18 protein-coding genes and 1 tRNA gene are annotated in these 20,543 nt (G+C 40.8%); 11 read left to right on the top strand and 8 right to left on the bottom strand.

Annotated elements, in window-relative coordinates:
- Window positions 1–276, top strand: a 276-nt coding sequence (locus A3EO_RS0107655; RefSeq protein WP_018346669.1) for an IS3 family transposase, incomplete at its 5' end; no start/stop codon positions are given.
- 61 nt (window positions 277–337) lie between these two features.
- Here the strand turns inward: A3EO_RS0107655 and dnaJ are convergent.
- Together dnaJ and dnaK are read right to left on the bottom strand one after the other, a co-directional pair.
- Window positions 338–1,459: a molecular chaperone DnaJ gene (dnaJ, locus tag A3EO_RS0107650; protein WP_013745418.1), complete on the bottom strand. Its 1,122-nt coding sequence runs from the start codon at window positions 1,457–1,459 to the stop codon at window positions 338–340.
- 126 nt (window positions 1,460–1,585) lie between these two features.
- Window positions 1,586–3,502 carry a molecular chaperone DnaK gene (gene dnaK / locus A3EO_RS0107645; RefSeq protein ID WP_018346668.1) on the bottom strand — a complete coding sequence of 639 codons (1,917 nt, stop codon included), beginning with the start codon at window positions 3,500–3,502 and terminating at the stop codon, window positions 1,586–1,588.
- A 310-nt stretch (window positions 3,503–3,812) separates the two neighbouring features.
- Between dnaK and A3EO_RS0107635 the strand changes: the two genes are divergently transcribed.
- The 3 genes from A3EO_RS0107635 to A3EO_RS0107625 all read left to right on the top strand — a co-directional run bounded on the left by A3EO_RS0107635 (window position 3,813) and on the right by A3EO_RS0107625 (window position 7,112).
- Entirely contained in the window at window positions 3,813–5,126 is a 1,314-nt protein-coding gene (locus A3EO_RS0107635) for an L-cysteine desulfidase family protein (RefSeq protein ID WP_018346666.1), read from the top strand.
- A 24-nt stretch (window positions 5,127–5,150) separates the two neighbouring features.
- Window positions 5,151–6,560 (top strand): YdgA family protein, encoded by a 1,410-nt coding sequence (locus tag A3EO_RS0107630; RefSeq protein WP_018346665.1) that lies wholly within the window; start codon window positions 5,151–5,153, stop codon window positions 6,558–6,560.
- A 105-nt stretch (window positions 6,561–6,665) separates the two neighbouring features.
- Complete coding sequence (locus A3EO_RS0107625) at window positions 6,666–7,112, top strand: RrF2 family transcriptional regulator (protein ID WP_018346664.1); 447 nt, start codon at window positions 6,666–6,668, stop codon at window positions 7,110–7,112.
- Window positions 7,113–7,136: 24 nt separating this feature from the next.
- On the opposite strand, the gene treC is transcribed toward A3EO_RS0107625, so the two are convergent.
- Both treC and treB read right to left on the bottom strand, forming a co-directional pair.
- Complete coding sequence (treC, locus tag A3EO_RS0107620; protein WP_018346663.1) at window positions 7,137–8,801, bottom strand: alpha,alpha-phosphotrehalase; 1,665 nt, start codon at window positions 8,799–8,801, stop codon at window positions 7,137–7,139.
- A 10-nt stretch (window positions 8,802–8,811) separates the two neighbouring features.
- On the bottom strand, window positions 8,812–10,224 hold the full coding sequence (gene treB, locus A3EO_RS0107615; RefSeq protein ID WP_018346662.1) for a PTS trehalose transporter subunit IIBC: 1,413 nt from the start codon (window positions 10,222–10,224) through the stop codon (window positions 8,812–8,814).
- 295 nt (window positions 10,225–10,519) lie between these two features.
- Here treB and A3EO_RS0107610 point away from each other — a divergent pair.
- Window positions 10,520–10,595: transfer RNA gene (locus tag A3EO_RS0107610), tRNA-Asn, on the top strand.
- 102 nt (window positions 10,596–10,697) lie between these two features.
- Here the strand turns inward: A3EO_RS0107610 and lpxH are convergent.
- Window positions 10,698–11,447 carry a UDP-2,3-diacylglucosamine diphosphatase gene (gene lpxH / locus A3EO_RS0107605; protein ID WP_018346661.1) on the bottom strand — a complete coding sequence of 250 codons (750 nt, stop codon included), beginning with the start codon at window positions 11,445–11,447 and terminating at the stop codon, window positions 10,698–10,700.
- A gap of 123 nt (window positions 11,448–11,570) precedes the next feature.
- On the opposite strand from lpxH, the gene A3EO_RS0107600 reads away from it, so the two are divergent.
- Window positions 11,571–12,302: a 1-acylglycerol-3-phosphate O-acyltransferase gene (locus A3EO_RS0107600; protein WP_018346660.1), complete on the top strand. Its 732-nt coding sequence runs from the start codon at window positions 11,571–11,573 to the stop codon at window positions 12,300–12,302.
- A gap of 21 nt (window positions 12,303–12,323) precedes the next feature.
- Window positions 12,324–13,724 carry a multicopper oxidase domain-containing protein gene (locus A3EO_RS0107595; protein ID WP_018346659.1) on the top strand — a complete coding sequence of 467 codons (1,401 nt, stop codon included), beginning with the start codon at window positions 12,324–12,326 and terminating at the stop codon, window positions 13,722–13,724.
- Here the strand turns inward: A3EO_RS0107595 and cueR are convergent, their stop codons facing one another.
- Window positions 13,725–14,132 (bottom strand): Cu(I)-responsive transcriptional regulator, encoded by a 408-nt coding sequence (cueR, locus tag A3EO_RS0107590; protein WP_018346658.1) that lies wholly within the window; start codon window positions 14,130–14,132, stop codon window positions 13,725–13,727.
- A 110-nt stretch (window positions 14,133–14,242) separates the two neighbouring features.
- On the opposite strand from cueR, the gene A3EO_RS0107585 reads away from it, so the two are divergent.
- Window positions 14,243–14,626 (top strand): copper ion binding protein, encoded by a 384-nt coding sequence (locus A3EO_RS0107585; RefSeq protein ID WP_018346657.1) that lies wholly within the window; start codon window positions 14,243–14,245, stop codon window positions 14,624–14,626.
- Window positions 14,593–16,893, top strand: a complete 2,301-nt coding sequence (locus tag A3EO_RS0107580) for a heavy metal translocating P-type ATPase (protein ID WP_018346656.1) — start codon at window positions 14,593–14,595, stop codon at window positions 16,891–16,893. Before A3EO_RS0107585 ends, A3EO_RS0107580 begins: the two co-directional genes overlap by 34 nt.
- 77 nt (window positions 16,894–16,970) lie before the next feature.
- Here the strand turns inward: A3EO_RS0107580 and pdxT are convergent, their stop codons facing one another.
- Window positions 16,971–17,561, bottom strand: coding sequence for a pyridoxal 5'-phosphate synthase glutaminase subunit PdxT (gene pdxT / locus A3EO_RS0107575; RefSeq protein WP_018346655.1), 591 nt, complete (start codon window positions 17,559–17,561; stop codon window positions 16,971–16,973).
- Window position 17,562: 1 nt separating this feature from the next.
- Window positions 17,563–18,450 (bottom strand): pyridoxal 5'-phosphate synthase lyase subunit PdxS, encoded by an 888-nt coding sequence (gene pdxS, locus A3EO_RS0107570; protein ID WP_018346654.1) that lies wholly within the window; start codon window positions 18,448–18,450, stop codon window positions 17,563–17,565.
- Window positions 18,451–18,565: 115 nt separating this feature from the next.
- On the opposite strand from pdxS, the gene pdxR reads away from it, so the two are divergent.
- Both pdxR and A3EO_RS0107560 read left to right on the top strand, forming a co-directional pair.
- Window positions 18,566–19,990 (top strand): MocR-like pyridoxine biosynthesis transcription factor PdxR, encoded by a 1,425-nt coding sequence (gene pdxR / locus A3EO_RS0107565; protein ID WP_018346653.1) that lies wholly within the window; start codon window positions 18,566–18,568, stop codon window positions 19,988–19,990.
- 77 nt (window positions 19,991–20,067) lie between these two features.
- A partial coding sequence (locus A3EO_RS0107560; protein ID WP_018346652.1) for a metal ABC transporter solute-binding protein, Zn/Mn family occupies window positions 20,068–20,543 on the top strand: 476 nt, incomplete at its 3' end.

Below are 20,543 nucleotides of genomic sequence, written 5' to 3'. Positions count from 1 at the left end.
GGTGTGCAATACCAAATGTCAAGTTATCAACAGTTACTCGCTCAGCACAATATTGTGCAGAGTATGTCGAGGAAAGGAAATTGTTTAGATAATGCTGCAATGGAGAGTTTCTTTGGTCGNATGAAAGTAGAATGTTTTTATGGCAAAACTTTCGAAAGNATTGAAGAACTTGAATCCGTTATCAAAGAATATGTTCGTTATTACAATGAGGAAAGAATACAATTAAGATTAAATGGACTGAGTCCTGTTCAATACAGAATTCAGTCCTTAAAATAGCAGTCTAACTTTTCGGGGTCAGATCATTCCAACCTACGGGCTTTCATTTTTTATAATAAAATTATTTACCTAAATTATCGAAGAAACGTTTTACACCGTCTAAAAAGCCGTTTTCCTTGGGACGATGCTGATTACGTCCCTCTAAACTCTTCTCAAATTTTTGTAACAATTCTTTCTGTTCTTTATTTAACTTAATCGGCGTTTCCACCACGACACGACAAATTAAATCACCTTGATAGTGGGAACGTGTCGAGGTGACACCTTTACCACGTAAACGGAATAATTTGCCTGTTTGTGTTTCTTCCGGAATTTTCAATTTTACTTTGCCATCTAATGTCGGCACTTCAATTTCACCACCCAACGCAGCTAAAGTAAAACTGATCGGCACTTCACAATAAAGATTATTACCGTCACGTTGGAAAATATCGTGTTCTTTTACGTGAATAACCACATAAAGATCACCCGCCGGAGCACCATTCTCACCTGCCGCACCTTCACCGTTTAAGCGAAGTTGACTGCCGGTATCCACGCCTGCCGGCACTTTAACGGAAAGATTTTTATATTTATGAACTCGTCCGTCACCGTGACAGCTATCACAAGGTTGTTCAATAATTTTACCTGTGCCGTGACAATGAGGGCAGGTCTGTTCCTGCACAAAGAAACCGCTTTGACGGCGAATTCGACCGGAACCGTGACAATAACTACAGGTTTCCACTTTTGAACCGGCTTTAGCACCGGAACCGTGACAACTATCACAAGTTGCCAAAGTTGCAATACGAATATCTTTGGTAACGCCTTTCACCGCTTCTTCAAGCGTAAGCTCCAAGTCGTAACGTAAATCTTCACCTCTGACAACACGTTGACGACCTCTGCCACCACCGAACATATCGCTGAAAATATCACCGAAAATATCGCCGAAATCTGCCCCACCGAATCCACCGGCACCGGCTCCGCCTTGCTCAAAGGCAGCGTGTCCATATTGATCATAGGCAGCACGTTTTTCTTTGTCGCCTAATACTTCATAAGCTTCTTGAACTTCTTTAAATTTCGCTTCTGCTTCTTTATCGCCGGGATTACGGTCTGGGTGAAATTTCATTGCCAAGCGTTTATAAGCTTTCTTAATTGCTTTTTCATCATCCGATTTTGAAACGCCTAACACTTCATAATAATCACGCTTTGCCATTCGTTATCCTACTTTTAGTTGATTATTAACCTTTGAATACAGTAAAAGGGCGAGGTGTTTAGCCGTCGCCCATGGGGTAAATTGTAGCAGCTCGAAAAACTCAAGCCGCTACATCAGGAGGATAGATTATTTATTATCCTTAACCTCTTCAAACTCGGCATCTACGACATCATCGCCATTATTTTTCGCACCGCTTTGTGCCTGTTGTTGAGCTTGACCGGCTTGTGCTTGCTGTTGAGCAGCTTGCATTAATTTTTCTGCTGCTTGAATCAAAGCTTGAGTTTTTGCTTCAATTTCTGCTTTATCTTCGCCTTTCGCCGCAGTTTCAAGTTCATTTACTGCTTTTTCAATCGCTGCTTTATCGTCTGCTGCAAGATTTGCACCTACTTCACCCAACTGTTTACGAGTGGTGTGAACCAAGTGATCTGCTTGGTTACGAGCTTGAACCAACTCTTCAAATTTACGGTCAGCTTCAGCATTTGCTTCTGCATCACGCACCATTTGTTGAATTTCTTCATCACTTAAACCGGAAGAGGCTTTAATAGTGATTTGTTGTTCTTTACCTGTACCTTTATCTTTCGCAGAAACGTGGATAATACCGTCCGCATCAATGTCGAAAGTCACTTCGATCTGTGGCATACCACGAGGTGCCGGGTTAATACCTTCCAAATTAAACTGACCAAGTGATTTGTTGTCTGTCGCACGTTTACGTTCACCTTGCAACACGTGAATAGTTACTGCACTTTGGTTATCTTCAGCGGTTGAGAACACTTGTGACTTCTTAGTCGGAATAGTTGTGTTCTTTTCAATCAAGGTAGTCATTACACCACCCATTGTTTCGATACCGAGTGATAACGGAGTCACATCAAGTAACAATACGTCTTTTACATCACCAGCCAACACACCGCCTTGAACAGCCGCACCAATCGCAACTGCTTCATCCGGGTTCACATCTTTACGAGGTTCTTTACCGAAGAATTCAGCCACTTTCTGTTGTACCAACGGCATACGGGTTTGACCACCGACCAAAATCACATCATCAATTTCAGAAACGCTTAAATCCGCATCTTTCAATGCAACACGGATCGGATCCATTGATTTTGCCACCAAATCTTCAACTAAAGACTCTAATTTTGCACGAGTCAATTTAATATTTAAGTGTTTTGGTCCGGTCGCATCAGCAGTGATGTAAGGCAAGTTCACATCGGTTTGTTGTGCGGAAGAAAGTTCAATCTTCGCTTTTTCACCTGCTTCTTTCAAACGTTGCATTGCTAACGGGTCATTACGTAAATCAATACCTTGTTCTTTCTTGAATTCATCAACCAAGTAATTGATGACACGGTTATCGAAGTCTTCACCACCTAAGTGAGTATCACCATTGGTTGCCAACACTTCAAACGTTTTTTCACCATCTACTTCATCAATTTCGATAATAGATAAGTCGAATGTACCACCACCTAAGTCATATACTGCGATAGTATGGTTGCCTTTACCTTTATCCAAACCATAAGCCAATGCTGCGGCAGTCGGTTCGTTAATAATACGTTTAACATCCAAACCAGCAATACGACCGGCATCTTTAGTTGCCTGACGTTGCGCATCGTTAAAGTATGCAGGCACAGTAATTACCGCTTCAGTTACCGGTTCACCTAAGAAATCTTCTGCAGTTTTCTTCATTTTTTTCAATACTTCGGCAGAAATTTGAGGAGGTGCCATTTTTTCACCTTTCACTTCTACCCACGCATCGCCGTTATCCGCTTTAACAATATCAAACGGCATAATGCTGACATCACGTTGAACTTCATCATCTGTAAAACGACGACCAATCAAACGTTTAATTGCAAATAGTGTGTTTTTCGGATTAGTTACCGCTTGGCGTTTAGCCGGTTGACCAACCAATGTTTCGCCATCTTGAGTATAAGCAATGATAGAAGGAGTAGTACGATCACCTTCCGCATTTTCAATAACACGCGGTTTATCACCGTCCATCACTGCCACACATGAATTTGTTGTACCTAAGTCAATACCAATAATTTTTCCCATAATCTTTATTCTCCTGATTTTAAATTCGTTTTTAACATCGACTAAATAGGGTTCATTCTCGAAATTACAAGGGATAATTTTTTATTTATCCTCAATCTTTCATAGAACCCACATCGTTCGTGCCACAATAAATTGAACTTAAAATCCAATTTTCAAGGGCAACTTTAAAAAATTTTTTAATTTTTTCATCAATGCCATTTTTCTTCATCTTAAATGATGGTTAGGGCTTAGCAGTTACTTGATTAACGTGTATATTTATCAACGAAATTATCTGAGCGACACTAACACAATCACATTTAATGAGGATTTTATGGATTCACGCTTGCAACCGTTTGAACACACACTTATTCAAATTGTTAAACAGGATGTTGTCCCAGCACTGGGATGTACCGAACCCATCTCTTTGGCGTTAGCCTCTGCCACGGCGGCAAAATATCTCGGTCATTCCAACATTGAAAAAATTGACGCAAAAGTATCGCCGAACCTAATGAAAAACGGATTAGGTGTGTCTGTTCCCGGCACTGGAATGGTGGGTTTACCGATAGCTGCCGCCATTGGTGCCATCGGCGGCAATGCTGACGGCGGTTTAGAAGTGTTAAAAAATATTACGCCTCAACAGGTTGAAAAGGCAAAACAGTTGCTACAAACAGGTGCCGTTAGCGTCAGCATTAAGCAGACTGATCATATTTTATATGCTGAATCAACACTTTATAGTGGAAATGATCGCGTGTGCGTTATCATTGAGGATCAACATACCCGCATTACATCTATCGAGAAAAATGGTCAAATATTGTATCAAAACCCAATTCAAACGATTGATGAGGCATCACAACACCACATTTTTAATCAACTTAATGCAAAAGATATTTTCGACTTCTCAATGCAAGTCGATGTAGAAAAGATCACTTTTATCAATCAGGCAGAAACGCTTAATGCTGCCTTATCACAAGAGGGATTACGCCAAGATTACGGTTTACATATCGGACGTACCTTACAAAAACATATCGGCGATGGTTTGCTTTCTGATGATCTGCTCTCTCGTATAATGATCCAAACAACCGCCGCCTCTGATGCGCGTATGGGTGGTGCAGCGTTACCGGCAATGAGCAACTCAGGTTCCGGGAATCAAGGAATAACCGCCACTATGCCGGTTGTTGTTGTCGCCAATCATCTCAATATTGACGGTGAACAGCGTACGCGCGCCCTGTTTTTATCACATTTAATCGCGATTTTTATTCATAGCAAATTACCTAAGCTATCCGCACTTTGTGCAGTCACTACTGCGGCAATGGGAAGCTGTGCCGGTATTTCCTATCTGCTCACCAATAAATTTGACACGGCAGCAATGGCAATCAGCAGTATGATTGGCGATATCAGCGGAATGTTGTGTGACGGTGCTGCCAACAGCTGTGCAATGAAAGTGTCAACCAGCGTAACTTCCGCCTATAAATCGGTGCTAATGGCAATTAATCAGACCGGCGTAACCGGTGATGAAGGGATTGTTGAACATACTATTGATCGCAGCATTGATAATTTATGCGCTATTGCTTGTAAAAGTATGCAACATACTGATTTTCAAATTATTGAAATTATGGCGAATAAACCGCAAAATCAATGCAAATAAACCACTCGTTTACAAGGAAAAATTATGCAAAAAAAATCACTCACTATTACTGTTATCGCCTTCGCTGCGATGAGTGCCGTCTGGCTTGGCGGCACTTGGTATACCGGCTCAAAAATTGAAGAACAATATCTCAAACAAATTGACGACATCAACCAACAAGGTTGGATCAAAATTGATGATGTACAGCTAGAACGCCACTTTTTTTTCAGTGATCTTCAATATCAGCTTAATATTGATGAATATAGTTACCCAATTCAAACTAAAATTTATCACGGCCCATTGCCGCTTAATAAATTAAGTCAGTTCAAACTGCTGCCGGTGATGGCTTCCAGTGAATCAACTTTGCAAACCGATAATCAAAACAAAAACTTGCCTTTCTACTTGAAAAACGGCGAAAAAAATTACGTCGCTGCCAACCCTTTTACATTACAAATTGATATAGATTATCAACAAGCTATGGATCTGAATTTTCATTTTTCACCGGGTGAATACCAATCCGATGAAAATAAAATTGTTTGGTCCGGCGGTGAATACAAACTTAAATTGGATCAGGCGAAAAATATTCACTATTCAATTAACTTAGATGATTTCCGTTTTATTTTACAATCGGAACAAAAAAATATTGATAGCAACATTTTAATACAAGGCTTAACTTCCGAAGGAAAATTAAAATTAACTAATTTACGCTATTTGCCGATCGGTGACATCAAAACCACAATAAAACGTGCCGAGTTCAACTTTAGATCTCAGGCAAACTCCGCCTATGTCAGCAATATCTCAAAAGATCAAAGCAGCACCGTGAAATTGACACAAGATGGAAACTTTTATGCTATTGATATAGACGGTGATATTGCAGATGTATTAATGAATGAACAATCACTTTATTCACAAACCCTAAAATTACAAATCAATCATTTAAGCGGTGCCGATTTAGATAATTTGTTCGATGCCAGTTTAAAGGAAGATCAAACTCGACTTCATAATTCACTCACTAATTTATTTAATCAACAACCGCAATTAGTAATTGCGCCATTATCATTGAAAAATAGTGATGGAGAAGCTACATTGAAGGCTAATATTCAGACAGCACCACAAGCCGTGGCCAATCTCACACAAGGCTTACCGGATCAATTTTTTGATTCATTGAATATTCATTTAAATCTTGAAAAACCGTTCTTAAATGGGGTTATTGATAATTATGCGACCGCAATGAACAAAATATTTGAGAACAATAAACAAGTTGAACCAATTAATCCGGAAAGACTGCAACAGATCCTGCAAACAAAACTGCAACAACAGGTGGCACAAGGCATTTTGCTTGAAACAAAAAATGCATATCAGCTCAATTTAGAACAAAAAGAGGGAGAACTTTATCTTAACCAACAGCAAATACCAAAAGAAGCCATATGGTTTTTGTTACTTTCTTTGTTGTAAACTTGATACAAAATAAATAAACGCGTTTTAAAAAAAGCGGAACATTGCCTATAAGATCAAGAAAGAGTAAGATTTTATATTGTTATCAATTAATTAAGAATATTTATGAAATTAAGCACCTTTACTGATTATAATTTGCGTGTTCTGCTCTATCTTGCAGCACATCAAGATAAATTATCCACCATTCAGGAAATTGCTCTCGCTTACAATATTTCTGAAAATCATCTAATGAAAGTAATTCATCATCTTGCGAAAAATGATCTCATTTTATCTATTCGTGGTAAGGGTGGTGGTATTCGTTTACATCGAGCGCCGAGCGAATTGAATTTAGGGAAAATTGTTCGTTTAGCGGAGCAAAAAGGGCCTATCGTTGAATGCTTGGGAGATAAAAATAAGTGTTGTATCGCACCGAGCTGTCGTCTGCCATTGGCATTAAATGACGCATTCAACTCTTTTTATGAAACGTTATCTAAATATACGTTAGCCGATGTAATGATAGATGGCGCAACAATGCAGCCTTTGTTGGCTAGGAATGAGAAAGGTGCTGCCTAAAAGCAACACCTTTCTATGTGCTGTCTATCTTAATAAATAGATAGCCTGATAAGGTTTTAACTTGACTGTTTTCGGCTGGTAGCAAATTTCGTCATAATTATTCAGCAAGATTTGATACTGTGTGATATCAATTTCTCTATCAAAATTAAACACCAACTCTTTGTCGGTTAAATTCGCTAACACAAATAAACAGCTGTTCTCACTTTCGCGTTGATAGCACCACAAAGCATCGGATTCCGGTAATAAATCTCGATAATTGCCTTCCGTAAAAATCGGGTACTGTTTTCGTAATGCAATTAAGCGCTGATAGCAATAAAATACGGAATTTTTATCTGCCAATGCCTGTTGAGCATTCAGCTGTTGATAATTTCCGGCAACTTCAATCCAGCTTTCTCCCTCACTGAACCCGGCGTTTTTATCTTGATTCCATTGCATTGGGGTACGGCTGTTGTCGCGTGATTTTTGCGCTAAAATTTTCAGCAACAACGCTTCAGGCACACCTTTGTTCTGTAATTCCTGATACATATTTAGGCTTTCTACATCACGATACTGATTGAGTGAAGTGAAATTCGGATTGGTCATCCCAATTTCCTCACCTTGATAAATATAAGGCGTACCTTGAAGACCGTGTAAAATCATCGCCCATAATTTTGCAGAAACTGTCCGCAATGCGCCTTCATCACCGAAACGGGAAACAATCCGCGGTTGATCGTGATTACACCAAAACAGAGCATTCCACGCTTTGTCATTCATTCCGCGCTGCCAATAATGGAAAATCCTTTTTAATTCAACGAAATCCGGTTTAGCATAGCTCCATTTTTCACCGTTTGGATAATCCACTTTCAAATGATGGAAATTAAAGGTCATTGAAAGTTCCGTTCCTTGCAAATTGGCATATTGTTGACAATGTTGCAAACTGGTTGAAGACATTTCGCCAACCGTCATTAAGCCTCTTGGTTGAAAAACCTCTCGACTTAGTTCCTGCATAAATTCGTGAATACGTGGGCCATCAGTATAAAAACGGCGACCGTCGCCTTGCTCATCATTCGGGAAATTCTGATCTTTAGAAACCAGATTAATCACATCCAATCTTAAACCATCGACACCTTTATCTGCCCAAAAGTGACAAATCTTTTTCAATTCGGCACGCACTTTCGGATTTTCCCAATTTAAATCTGCCTGTTCCGTTGCAAAAAGATGCAAATAATGCTTGCCTACTTTTTCACTCCATTGCCACGCATTGCCACCGAATTTGGAACGCCAATTATTCGGCAAGCTATCTTGATGATCGCCTCGCCAAATATAAAAATCGTGATATTCGCTATTAATATCCTGTGCCTGTTTAAACCATTGATGTTCCGTTGACGTATGATTGAACACCATATCCATAATAATTCTAATATTTCGTTGATGTGCCTGTTCAACCAAATTTTCAAAGTCTGCCATTGAGCCATAACTCGGATCAATCGCACAATAATCAGCAACATCATAACCATTATCAACCTGTGGTGAAACATAGATTGGTGTAATCCAAATAGCATCCACACTCAAGTTTTTTAAATAATCCAATCGCTGCGTAATGCCATTAATATCACCTGTACCAGAACCGGTCGTATCCTGAAAACTTTTTGGGTAAATTTGGTAAATAACCCCTGTTTTCCACCATTGTTGTTGAGAAGCCTGCCGCATAATTATCTCCTTATAAAGTGCCGCTTGCGGCTTTACGTTTATAAACAATAGCGGTTAAAACCAATGGGACAATAATAGCAATCAGCATTGCTAATGCATAAATCAACCAGAATTGTGGTTTAATTGATAAAATTCCCGGCAAACCACCAACACCGATACCATTAGCCAACACTCCGCTGAAACCGCAAAGCAATGCGGCGAATGCAGAACCTATCATTGCACATAACATTGGGAAACGATATTTTAAATTGATACCGTACATTGCCGGTTCTGTTACTCCTAAATAAGCGGAGATTGCTGCCGGCACTGAAATTTCGCGTTCATTGGCTTTTTTGCTGACCAACACAATCGCCAACACGGCTGAAGCTTGAGCAATATTCGATAATGCAATCAGTGGCCACACCGGTGTTCCGCCCATACTTTGAATCATCTGCATATCAATCGCTAATGTGGTTTGATGCACTCCGGTAATAACCAACGGCGCATAGAGGAAACCGAATAATGCTGCGCCGATTGGTGCAAAACTGCCGGTCATTGCGGCACGAACCACATAAGCCACGCCGTTGCCAATTTCGCGTCCGATAGGCCCAATAATGGAATGTGCTAAAAAGACAGCGATAATCAATGAAACAACAGGCACAATCACAAGATTCAGTGAATCCGGCACAATCTTTCTTAAACGAGTTTCCAACCAACCTAAGGTTAAACCGGCCATAATGGAAGGAATCACTTGCGCTTGATAACCGACTTTATCAATTGTGAATAAACCGAAATCCCACACCTCAGGAATTTGTGTGCCCAAACCATAAGAATTCATTAATTGTGGCGAAACCAAGGTCACCCCTAATACGATGCCCAATATCGGCGAGCCGCCCATTTTTTTCACGGTTGACCAACAGATACCAACCGGCAAATAGAAGAAAATCGCTTCACCAATTAGCCATAGGAAATCATAAATGGTTTGCCACATCGGGCTTGTTTGTACTAATGTTTTTCCATCTGAAAATGGAATATCACCAATCACATTACGGAAACCGAGAATCAAACCGCCACTAATCAATGCCGGTAATAGCGGAATAAAAATTTCTGCAAAATGGGAAATTAAGCGCTCGTGCCATTTCATATTTTGTCTGGCAGCTGCTTTAACATCATCTTTACTGACTTCACTGATAGAAGTCTGTTTCACCAACTCTTTATAATACAAATCGACTTCCGGCCCGATAACCACTTGGAATTGCCCGGCATTAGTAAAACAGCCTTTTACCATCGGCAAGTTTTCTATTGCTTTCACATCTGCTTTGCCGGTGTCGTTCAATACGAAACGTAACCTTGTAATACAATGCGTTGCCGATGCAATGTTATCTTTACCGCCTATTAATGTAATCAACTTGGTGATATTTTGCGGATCAATTTTTTTTGCCATAGTGTCCTCAAAATCTAATCAACTAAATTAACCGATCACAGCATAACCAATGATGAAGTTTTACACAATGGGAACGTTCCCAAAATGCGATCAAGATCACAAAATAAACATATCTTTAATTCTCTTACGGCTAAAAATCAGAAAAGCCATAACCGCAATGAGACCGATTTTGTTGCTAATTAAGCTAAAAGAGGTTAAATGATTTTGCGCTATCGCAAAAATAAGATAATGACAAACTGTTGACAAAGGCGATCAAAATCAATAAAATCTCGCCCGCATTGCCCAATGGGGCTATTCCTCCTTAGTTCAGTCGGTAGAACGGTGGACTGTTAATCCATATGTCGCTGGTTCAAGTCCAGCAGGAGGAGCCAGATTTTTTTCTTTTGGTACTATGTTTTATTTGTCTCCTTTTATGAAATTTAGTCTTTATGCCAAAAGAATTTCGCCCATAGTTTTACTATGGGCTTTCTTTTTTATGATTCTTTTATCTTTCTCTCTTCCGGTAAACCTAAATTCAAAAAATAGCCTGCTTTATCTTTTTCAACCACAAAAACTGATAATTTATCACGCCAATCACCCAAAACAATCCGTTTCCTGCCATTTTCTAAATAATGAATTGCTTGGCGATGCGTATGTCCGTGAATCATTTGTGCCACCTGAAATTTGTTAAATACTTCCATTACGGTTTGCGCATTGACATCCATAATCTGCAATGATTTTTCCTTTTTATCATCCTGACTTTGGCGGCGAATGCGTTGTGCTAAATTAATCCGCCATTGCAATGGCAAACAGAGAAACAATTTTTGTAACCAACGCTGATGAACACGTTTGCGAAATTTTTGATAGGCAATATCATCAGTGCAAAGCGTATCGCCGTGACAAAGCAAGGTTTCCACGCCAAACAACGTCAATTTTTGGTATTCCGGTAACAACTGTACGCCGGTTTCTTGGGCAAACCGCTTTCCTAGCAAAAAATCACGATTACCGTGACAAAAATAACAATCAATCCCTTTTGCGGTCAGATCGCGCAATAATCGTTTAATTTCATCGATCTGCTGCGAATGTTCATCATCTCCCACCCAAAAATCGAACAAATCACCTAAAATGTATAACGCTTGTGCCTGTGGTGCTTTTTTGAGCATAAAATAACGAAATAACGCCAGTAAATGCGGCGATTGCGCACTCAAATGCAAATCGGCAATAAAATAAATCGGTTTATCCATCTTCACTTATCATTAATCAAGAAAGGCAATACTATAAAGCATTTTCCACACAAACGCTTTGTTCTTTTGTACTTGTTCCCCTAATTTCGCTATACTTGCGCTAATTTATTTGAGGGATAAGCTATGCTTAAAGTAATTCGTATTATTGTAGTCGCTATTTGTTGTATTTTAATCTGTGTCATCGGTTCTCTTTATTCATTAATTAATTTTAAAAACCCGAATAATGTAGCGGTATTTGCGCACTGGTTTGCCCGTCTTCATCCACTTTTCGGGCTGAAAGTCGAATATCGTTATCCTCAAGGAGCAGATAAATTTGAACGCTGTATTTATGTCGGTAATCACCAAAATAATTATGATATGGTCACTATTTCTCATATGGTAATGCCTCGCACTGTCAGCGTGGGCAAAAAAAGCCTCATTTGGATTCCGTTTTTTGGCGTTCTTTACTGGATTACCGGTAATATTTTTATTGATCGGGAAAACCGCAGCAAAGCACACAGCACAATGACAACATTGGCTAAACGCATTCATAAAGATAATCTTTCAATCTGGATGTTCCCCGAAGGTACACGCAGCCGCGGTCGCGGTTTATTGCCATTTAAAACCGGCGCATTTTATGCTGCTGTTGAAGCCGGCGTTCCGGTTGTTCCGGTTGTTTGTTCATCAACACATAATAAAATTGATCTTAATCGCTGGCATAACGGCACCGTCATTTGCGAAATGTTACCGCCAATCGACAGCAAGGCGTACAATAGAGAAAGCGTGCGCGATTTTGCCAAAGATTGCCACGATCTGATGGCGCAACGTATTGCTGAACTTGATGCCGAAATTGCGCAGAAACAACAGAAATCCTAGTTAAAAAACAGGGAGGAAATTATGGGAAATTATTCACGTCGCCGCTTTTTACAAGGTTCTTTGGCAATTGTTGCCGGCAATGTGTTGCCTTGTGCTGCTATGGCAGCCGACAATCCTCCGCTCTGGATTCCTCCTTTAACTTCTGTCGGTCGTGGTTCGCCGATTTTACTGAATGCTCGTAATGTCAAAAAAGCCTTTAATAATAATAAAGTAGATGCTTGGGGCTTTAACGGTTCCTATCTCGGACCGACCATCAAAATGAAACAGAATGATTTTTTGCGTCTTACTTATCGAAATAATTTAAGCGAAGCTATTGCGATCAATATTCAAGGTTTACAAGCTAACGGCGAGGTGTCAGGCAGCATTAATCGTAATTTGGCACCCGACAGTTCTTGGTCGCCAATCATTCAGATCAAACAATCCGCATCAACCTGTTGGTATCACAGTGATACCATTGGTCGTTCCGCTTATCAAAGCTATCGAGGCTTAATCGGAATGTGGATTATTGAAGATGAAGAAAGCAAAAAAGGTTTATTACCAAACAAATATGGTGAAAATGATATTCCATTGATATTACAGGATATTTCTTTAAATTATGATGGTCAGCAAGTCTTTAATCTAGAGAAAAATTCGTTTTTAGGTAAACAACTGTTTGTTAATGGACAGCGTAATCCGTTTATCAATGTTGCACGCGGTTTTATTCGTCTTCGTCTGTTAAATGCTTCGGTTTCACGCCCATATTATCTGCACTTAGATAACCAGCAACCTTTCTTCAAAATTGCTTCCGGATTAGGATTTCTTCCGCAGCCACTCGAACAAAAAGTATTGTTATTGGCACCGGGCGAACGTGCTGAAATTTTGGTCAATACCAATCAAAACAAACCGTTACGTCTGCTTGCCGGCGATTCGGCAAATATTATTGATAAAGTAAGGGGTTGGCTGGGAATGTCCGATCATCTGGAAAATAATCTTGTTGTCGAGTTGCGTCCGCAAGGTTTAGCTTCCGCTTTTGCTCAACAAAAACCGACTTTGCCGGATGCCAAACTGGGGTTGCCGCTTTCACCGCAAAAAGAGCGACACATCCATTTAAGTACCCAAGATGCAATGATCAATCAACGCCGTTTTGATCCTCGCCGTATTGATATTTTTGCGCAATTAAACAGCGTTGAACGTTGGGTACTCACTGCCGATCAAGCCACCGGCTTCCAATTACAAGGGGCGAAATTCCTGATCGAACAGCAAAACGGCGAACGCAGTAAAAAAGAGATGTTGGCTTGGACAGATACCGTCTGGGTAGAAGGCGAAACCCGTATTTTAGTGCAATTTGATAACCCTTCTTCCAACTCCTACCCATTTATTTTCGGTGCATCCAATCTATTGCTCGCCGATAAAGGTTGTATGGGATTACTGGTGGTTCAGTAATCAGGCATTATGGCAACAACATTGCCCGCTTAAAGAATTGATAATCGGGCAATTTTCACTATCATCTCCCGGACATTGAGAAGCTAATGTTGTCAATTTGGTACGCATTTGTTGTAGTTTAGCAATCTGAGCATCAATTTCATCAATCTTCGCTAAAGTTTGTGCCTTAACATCTGCACTTCGCCGATGAGGATTACGATACAACGCCAATAATTGTTCACATTCCGGCAAAGAAAAGCCGATTTCTCTTGCTTCACGAATCAAATTTAAGGCTTCGATATGCTGCATATTATATTGGCGATAACCGTTAACACTCCGGTCCGGCGGCGCAATCAACCCTTTCTGTTCATAAAAGCGGATTGCTTTCGCACTCAGATTAGTCAATTTAGCAACTTCATTAATATACATCTTTTCTCCTTGACTTTAACCTTACTGGAAGGTTTATTGTAGCACCGTTTGATGAGTTCGTTATACAGTCTGAACTCAATCCTAAAAAATATGAAAAATGGAGAATAAAAATGACACTATTAAAACTTAATGATCTTTCCTGCCAACATTGTGTAAAAAGTGTAACTAATGCGCTTTCCGCCGTAGCCGGTGTCGAAAACGTAAAAGTTTCTCTGCATTATGCCTATGTCGAAGGAAATGCCGACAGTGAAGCCTTAATCAAAGCCGTGGTTGATGCCGGTTATCAAGCCGAAGTTGCTAGCGAGCCGGCTCAAACCTTATCTTTATCGGGTCTTAATTGCCAACATTGCGTTAACAGCGTAAAAAATGCGCTTGAAAAATTGCCTGATGTGGTGTTTGCCGATGTAGAAAAAACTTCAGCGAAAATTTATGGCGATGCCGCTTTAGAAACCTTAATCCATTGCGTGGAGCAAGCCGGTTATTCGGCAAAGTAGCCTCTCAACGTGTTGAATCCAGTCAGCCGCAACACGTTGAGGCTGAAACAATAACGGCTGACGTACAATCACCCGCCACGCCGCAACAAGATGAACAGCTGTTTCTGATTAGTGGGATGTCCTGTGCTGCCTGTGTTGCCAAAGTGGAAAAAGCAATCCGAAATGTCGCCCAAGTTGAACAGGTTAGGGTAAATTTGGCTGACAACACTGCTGCCGTGGTTGGTGGAGATAGCGATCAAATCTCGCAAGCGGTTACCGCTGCCGGTTATCAAGCGGAGCTGCTGGAAGATGAAATCACTCGTGCGCAAAAAATTGAGCAAAAATATCAACAAGATATTCAGCATAAAATCAGACAAGCCACAGTGGCATTGGTTGTCGGTTTCGGCTTAATGATTGCTATGTGGTTAAAGCTACTGCCATCATATGAACAGTTTGGTCAAGCGCATCCTGTTGGTTATCAAGCTTTCTATTTGCTGCTAAGTTTATTGGTAATTGCTGCTATTTATTATTCGGGCAAACACTTTTTTGTGCGCGCTTGGACGAATTTATTGCACAAGACAACATCAATGGATACCTTGGTGGCACTGGGCGCATTAACCAGCTTACTGCTTTCACTGCTGATTATTCTCTTTCCGCATCAATTTACGCAACATCATCTTTATCTGGATTCCGGTTTAATGGTGATTGGTTTCGTCAACATCGGCAAAATTTTGGAAAGTCGTGGTAAAAAATCCGCCAGCACAGCCTTATCGGCGTTAATGGATCTTTTGCCGCAGCAAAGCACGGTGATTGAAAACGGACAGAGCAAAACGATTCCGACCAAACAAGTACAACCGCAGATGCTATTGCAATTACAAACCGGCGATAAAATTCCGGTTGATGGCAAGCTCAATTCGGGCGAACTTTGGGTAAATGAAGCGATTCTGACCGGTGAATCTCAACCGATAAAGAAAAAAATCGGTGATATCGTTACCGCCGGAACCTTGGTCAGTAACGGCGGTGGGCAGATATTGGCAACGCAAACCGGTCGCAACACCACATTGGCACAAATGATTCGGACAATCGATCAGGCGCAAACCTCTAAACCACAGTTAGCAACTCTAGTTGATAAAATTTCCTCTATTTTTGTACCAACCGTTTTACTTATCGCCACCTTGACTTTCTGTTTGTGGTTGTTCAATGGTGCAGATATTAGTGCCGCCACTTTGGCAGCTATTTCCGTTTTGGTTATCTCTTGCCCTTGTGCATTAGGGTTGGCGATTCCAATGTCGATTATTGTCGGAACAGGACAAGCGGCTAAATTGGGCATTTTGGTAAAAGAGGCAAACGGATTACAGCACCTTAGCCAAGTCAAACATATTTTCTTTGACAAAACCGGGACGCTCACCAGCGGCAATACACAAGTAACCGCTGTTTGGCAACAGAACAGCGAAAGTGTCGCTATCGCCGCCGCAATCGAACAAAATATGGTGCATCCTTTGGCTCAAGCAATTATCCAATTTGCACAACAGCAATCTGCCGTTTTGCCGACGATTAAACAAGTCAATGCGATTGCCGGACAAGGATTGCAAGCGACCATTAAACAACAGCAATGGCTTTTGGGCAGTTTAAGTTTTATGCAGGAACAACAGGTAGATCTGCAACCTTGCCAAACTTTTATTCAGCAACAATTACAACTTGCCGCCAGCTTAGTCTTTTTAGCCAACGGCAAAAAGGTAATTAATGTGTTTGCGATCAGCGATCAGATCAAACAGGATGCCTCAATCGCATTACAACAACTTAAACAACAGCAGATTGATTGCACAATGTTGACCGGTGACAATCGCCAAACTGCAGAGGCTTTTGCCAAACAGCTCGGCATTACACAGGTGATTGCGCAAGCCACGCCGCAACAGAAAGCAGAACAAATCAGCCAAAGTCGTCAAAACGGCATTACCGCAATGGTCGGCGATGGCGTGAATGATGCGCAGGCATTTGTGATGGCGGATGTTTCAATTGCAATGGGCAACGGTGCCAAAGTTTCAATGGAAACAGCGGATTTAACTTTGCTCAATGCTAATTTGATGACATTAGTCAATGCGATTCGTATCGCCAAAGCTATCTTTAACAATATTAAATTAAGTCTATTTTTTGCCTTTATTTATAACGTTATTTTGATTCCGGTTGCTGCATTCGGTTTGTTAAACCCAATGTGGGCAGCGTTGGCGATGGCGTGCAGTTCAATTACGGTTGTAATTAATGCCAATCGACTTCGTTATTGGAAATAGTAGAAAATCAAGGAACAATAGAAATATCGAGGAACAGTAGGTTCACCCCAATCGGCGAACCTACTTTTTTAAACATTTTATTTCTGTGCTACCAGCTGTAAAAACAGCTGCATAACACGTTCATCTGCGCTTAATTCCGGATGAAAAGAGCAAGCCAATAAATTGCCCTGCTTTACTAAAACGGGACGTTTACCAATTTCAGCCAAGACTTCCACTTCTGGCGATAACAATGTTTCCACATAAGGCGCGCGGATAAAAATTGCCGGAAACGGTGATGATAAACCGTTAACATCTAAATAGGTTTGAAAACTGTCCACTTGTCTGCCAAATGCATTACGACGCACCGAAATATCCAACAACGATAAATAAGGCTTTTCACCGCCGACAATCTCTTTCGCCAATAAAATCATTCCGGCACAAGTAGCAAAAACCGCTTTGCCCTGTTTCACAAATTTCCGGATCGCCTTGATAAAGCCATAATCACGCATCAATTTGCCGATTACCGTGCTTTCACCACCGGGTAACACTAATCCGTCTAAACCGTCCAATTCTGCCGGCTGTTTAATCGCTATCGCATCAACGCCCAACTTTTGCAACTGCGCAATATGCTCACTTACCGCGCCTTGCAAGGCTAATACACCGATCCGATAACCTTGATTGCCACTCATATTACCATCCTCGTTCCTGCATCCGTTCTTCTAAACTTAATTTAGCAATATCAATGCCCTTCATTGCTTCGCCTAAATCTTCTGATAAACGCGCAATCAAATCATAATCTTGGTAATAAGTGGTCGCTTGCACAATCGCTTTAGCAAATTTTTCCGGATTTTCCGATTTAAAAATACCTGAACCAACAAACACGCCGTCTGCACCCAACGCCATCATTAGCGCCGCATCCGCCGGCGTTGCCACACCACCCGCCGCAAAATTCACTACCGGCAAACGTCCTTGTTGTTTAATTTGTAATAACAACTGATAAGGCGCGCCCAAATTTTTAGCTTCTGTCATCAACTCATCTTCACTCATTGCCACCACTTTACGCACTTGAGCATTCACTTTGCGCATATGACGCACCGCTTCCACGATATTGCCGGTTCCCGGTTCACCTTTGGTACGCAACATTGCCGCACCCTCGCCGATACGGCGCAATGCTTCTCCAAGGTCACGACAACCGCAAACAAACGGCACAGTATACTCACTTTTTAACAAATGAAACTCCTCATCCGCCGGCGTTAACACTTCACTTTCATCAATATAATCAACGCCCATTGCTTCCAGTACTCTTGCTTCAGTGATATGACCGATTCTGACTTTTGCCATTACCGGAATGGAAACCGCATTCATCACCTCTTTGACAATTCTAGGATTAGCCATTCGTGCAACACCGCCGGCAGCACGAATATCTGACGGCACACGCTCCAACGCCATTACCGCAACCGCACCCGCTGCTTCTGCGATTCTTGCTTGCTCTGCATTGACGACATCCATAATCACACCGCCTTTTTGCATCTGCGCCATACCGCGTTTTACCACATCACTTCCAACAATCTTATTCATTTTTTTCTCCTTGCTTCGATAATTGAATTGTTATGCGGTTGTTATTTTTCGCTATTCAGATATGATTAAAAGTATCAGTTTTAATAAATTTAACCAGATCAGATTTAAAAATTAAATGAACGAAATCCATTTAAAACTTAATAAAAACAGTGATACGCCGCTCTATTTACAACTTTATCAACAACTTAAAAAAGATATTAGTGCCGGCATCTTGGCATTGGGCGAAAAGCTACCGTCAAAACGCCACTTAGCAAAATCCTTATTGGTTAGCCTTAGCACGATTGAAGCAGCTTATGCACAATTACAGGCTGAAGGCTATATTGAAGCGCAACCACGTGCGAGGTTTAAAGTCTGTTTTGATCATCAACAACTATTTCATAACGATCTGCCGCTTAAAACCGATCAAGCATCAAAAACAGACAAAATGTATCGCTTTGATTTCAATCCCAACGCTATCGATACCCAAACCTTTCCGCTTAATCTCTGGAAAAAACAGCTACGCCGCTTAAGCAATCACCAGTTACAACAACTGCTCTGTCTTGGCGAAAAACAGGGCGACCGTTATTTACGCGAACAGCTCAAACATTACCTTTATGCTGCTCGAGGTGTGCGTTGTCAAATTGAACAGATTATTATCATTGCCGGTGCGGAAACCGCAATGACACAATTATGCTGGCTATTTGATTATTTACAGGAAGCACAACCGTTTAAATACGCAATGGAACAATACGGTTATGCCGCAGTAGAAAAGCTCTTAACCATTATTCATAAAGAGATCATTAAATTACCCATTATTAATGATTCACAAAAAATTAATCTCGAATTGCTTGAAAAATACAATATCAATATTCTGTATGCAACCCCTTCGCATCAATATCCTTATGCCAATGTGCTGTCCATTAATGAACGCCACCGGCTGCTTGAATGGGCTGCGCAGCAAAAAAATCGCTACATCATAGAAGATGATTATGACAGTGAATTCCGCTATCAAGGGCGACCGATTCCGGCATTACAAAGTCTGGATCACGCCGAAAAAGTGATCTATCTCGGCTCATTTTCCAAACTGTTAATGCCCTCATTACGCCTAAGTTTTATGGTATTACCCCCACATTTGCTCAAATATTATCAACAATTATGCGGACAATTTAATTGCACCGTTCCTCGTATTAATCAACATCTGGTGGCAAATTTAATGCAAAGCGGTGATTTTGAACGCCATATCCAACGTATGCGCACACATTACCGTAAACGTATGGAATTATTATGCCAATTACTACAACCCTATCGGCGAAACATCCATTATTACGGCACCCAATCCGGTTTTTACTTATTAATTGAGCTTTTCAATGACCACAGAACACTAGATGAACTGACAACCTTAGCGGAACAGGCACAAATCAAACTTTACCCTATTCATAACGAACAACAAAAACGCTTGTTTTCGCTCGGTTTTGGCAATCTAAATAGCACTGAATTAAAACAAGCTATCCCATTATTAATGCAAACTTGGCATTATTCTCCTGACAATATTTCCACTTAAAATAACTAAAACAACTTGCTTTATCGGATAAAAAAGCATAGTGTATTTTCCCCATTTAATCATCAAGAGGAAATAGTATGCGTAAGTTATTAAAAAATCTAAATAAATATACCATTGCCCTTTCGGCTCTCTCCGCCGCTGCTCTGACAAACGCCGACATTCTCACTTCGGTACGACCGCTCGGTTTTATTGCCTCATCAATTGCTGACGGCATAACAGAAACGCAAGTATTAATTCCTGCCGGTGCTTCACCACACGATTACAGTATGAAGCCTTCTGATGCAAAACGAGTTCGTGATGCTGAATTTGTACTTTGGATAGGCAAAGATATTGATGCTTTTTTAGAAAAATCTATTGCACAACGTGATGCAACCAGCGTATTAACTATCAGTAAATTAGCCGGTATTGAATCGTTATTAGGCGAAACTTCAGCTCACGACCACGACCACGACCACGACCACGACCACGACCACGACCACGACCATCATCACTCAACCAACGAATTAGAGCAAGATTGGCACGTCTGGTTTTCACCGAAAATCAGCGAACAAGT

It is taken from the genome of Gallibacterium anatis DSM 16844 = F 149 (assembly GCF_000379785.1).
GTDB lineage: Bacteria > Pseudomonadota > Gammaproteobacteria > Enterobacterales > Pasteurellaceae > Gallibacterium > Gallibacterium anatis.
This window is presented reverse-complemented; position numbering and strand designations above follow the sequence as displayed.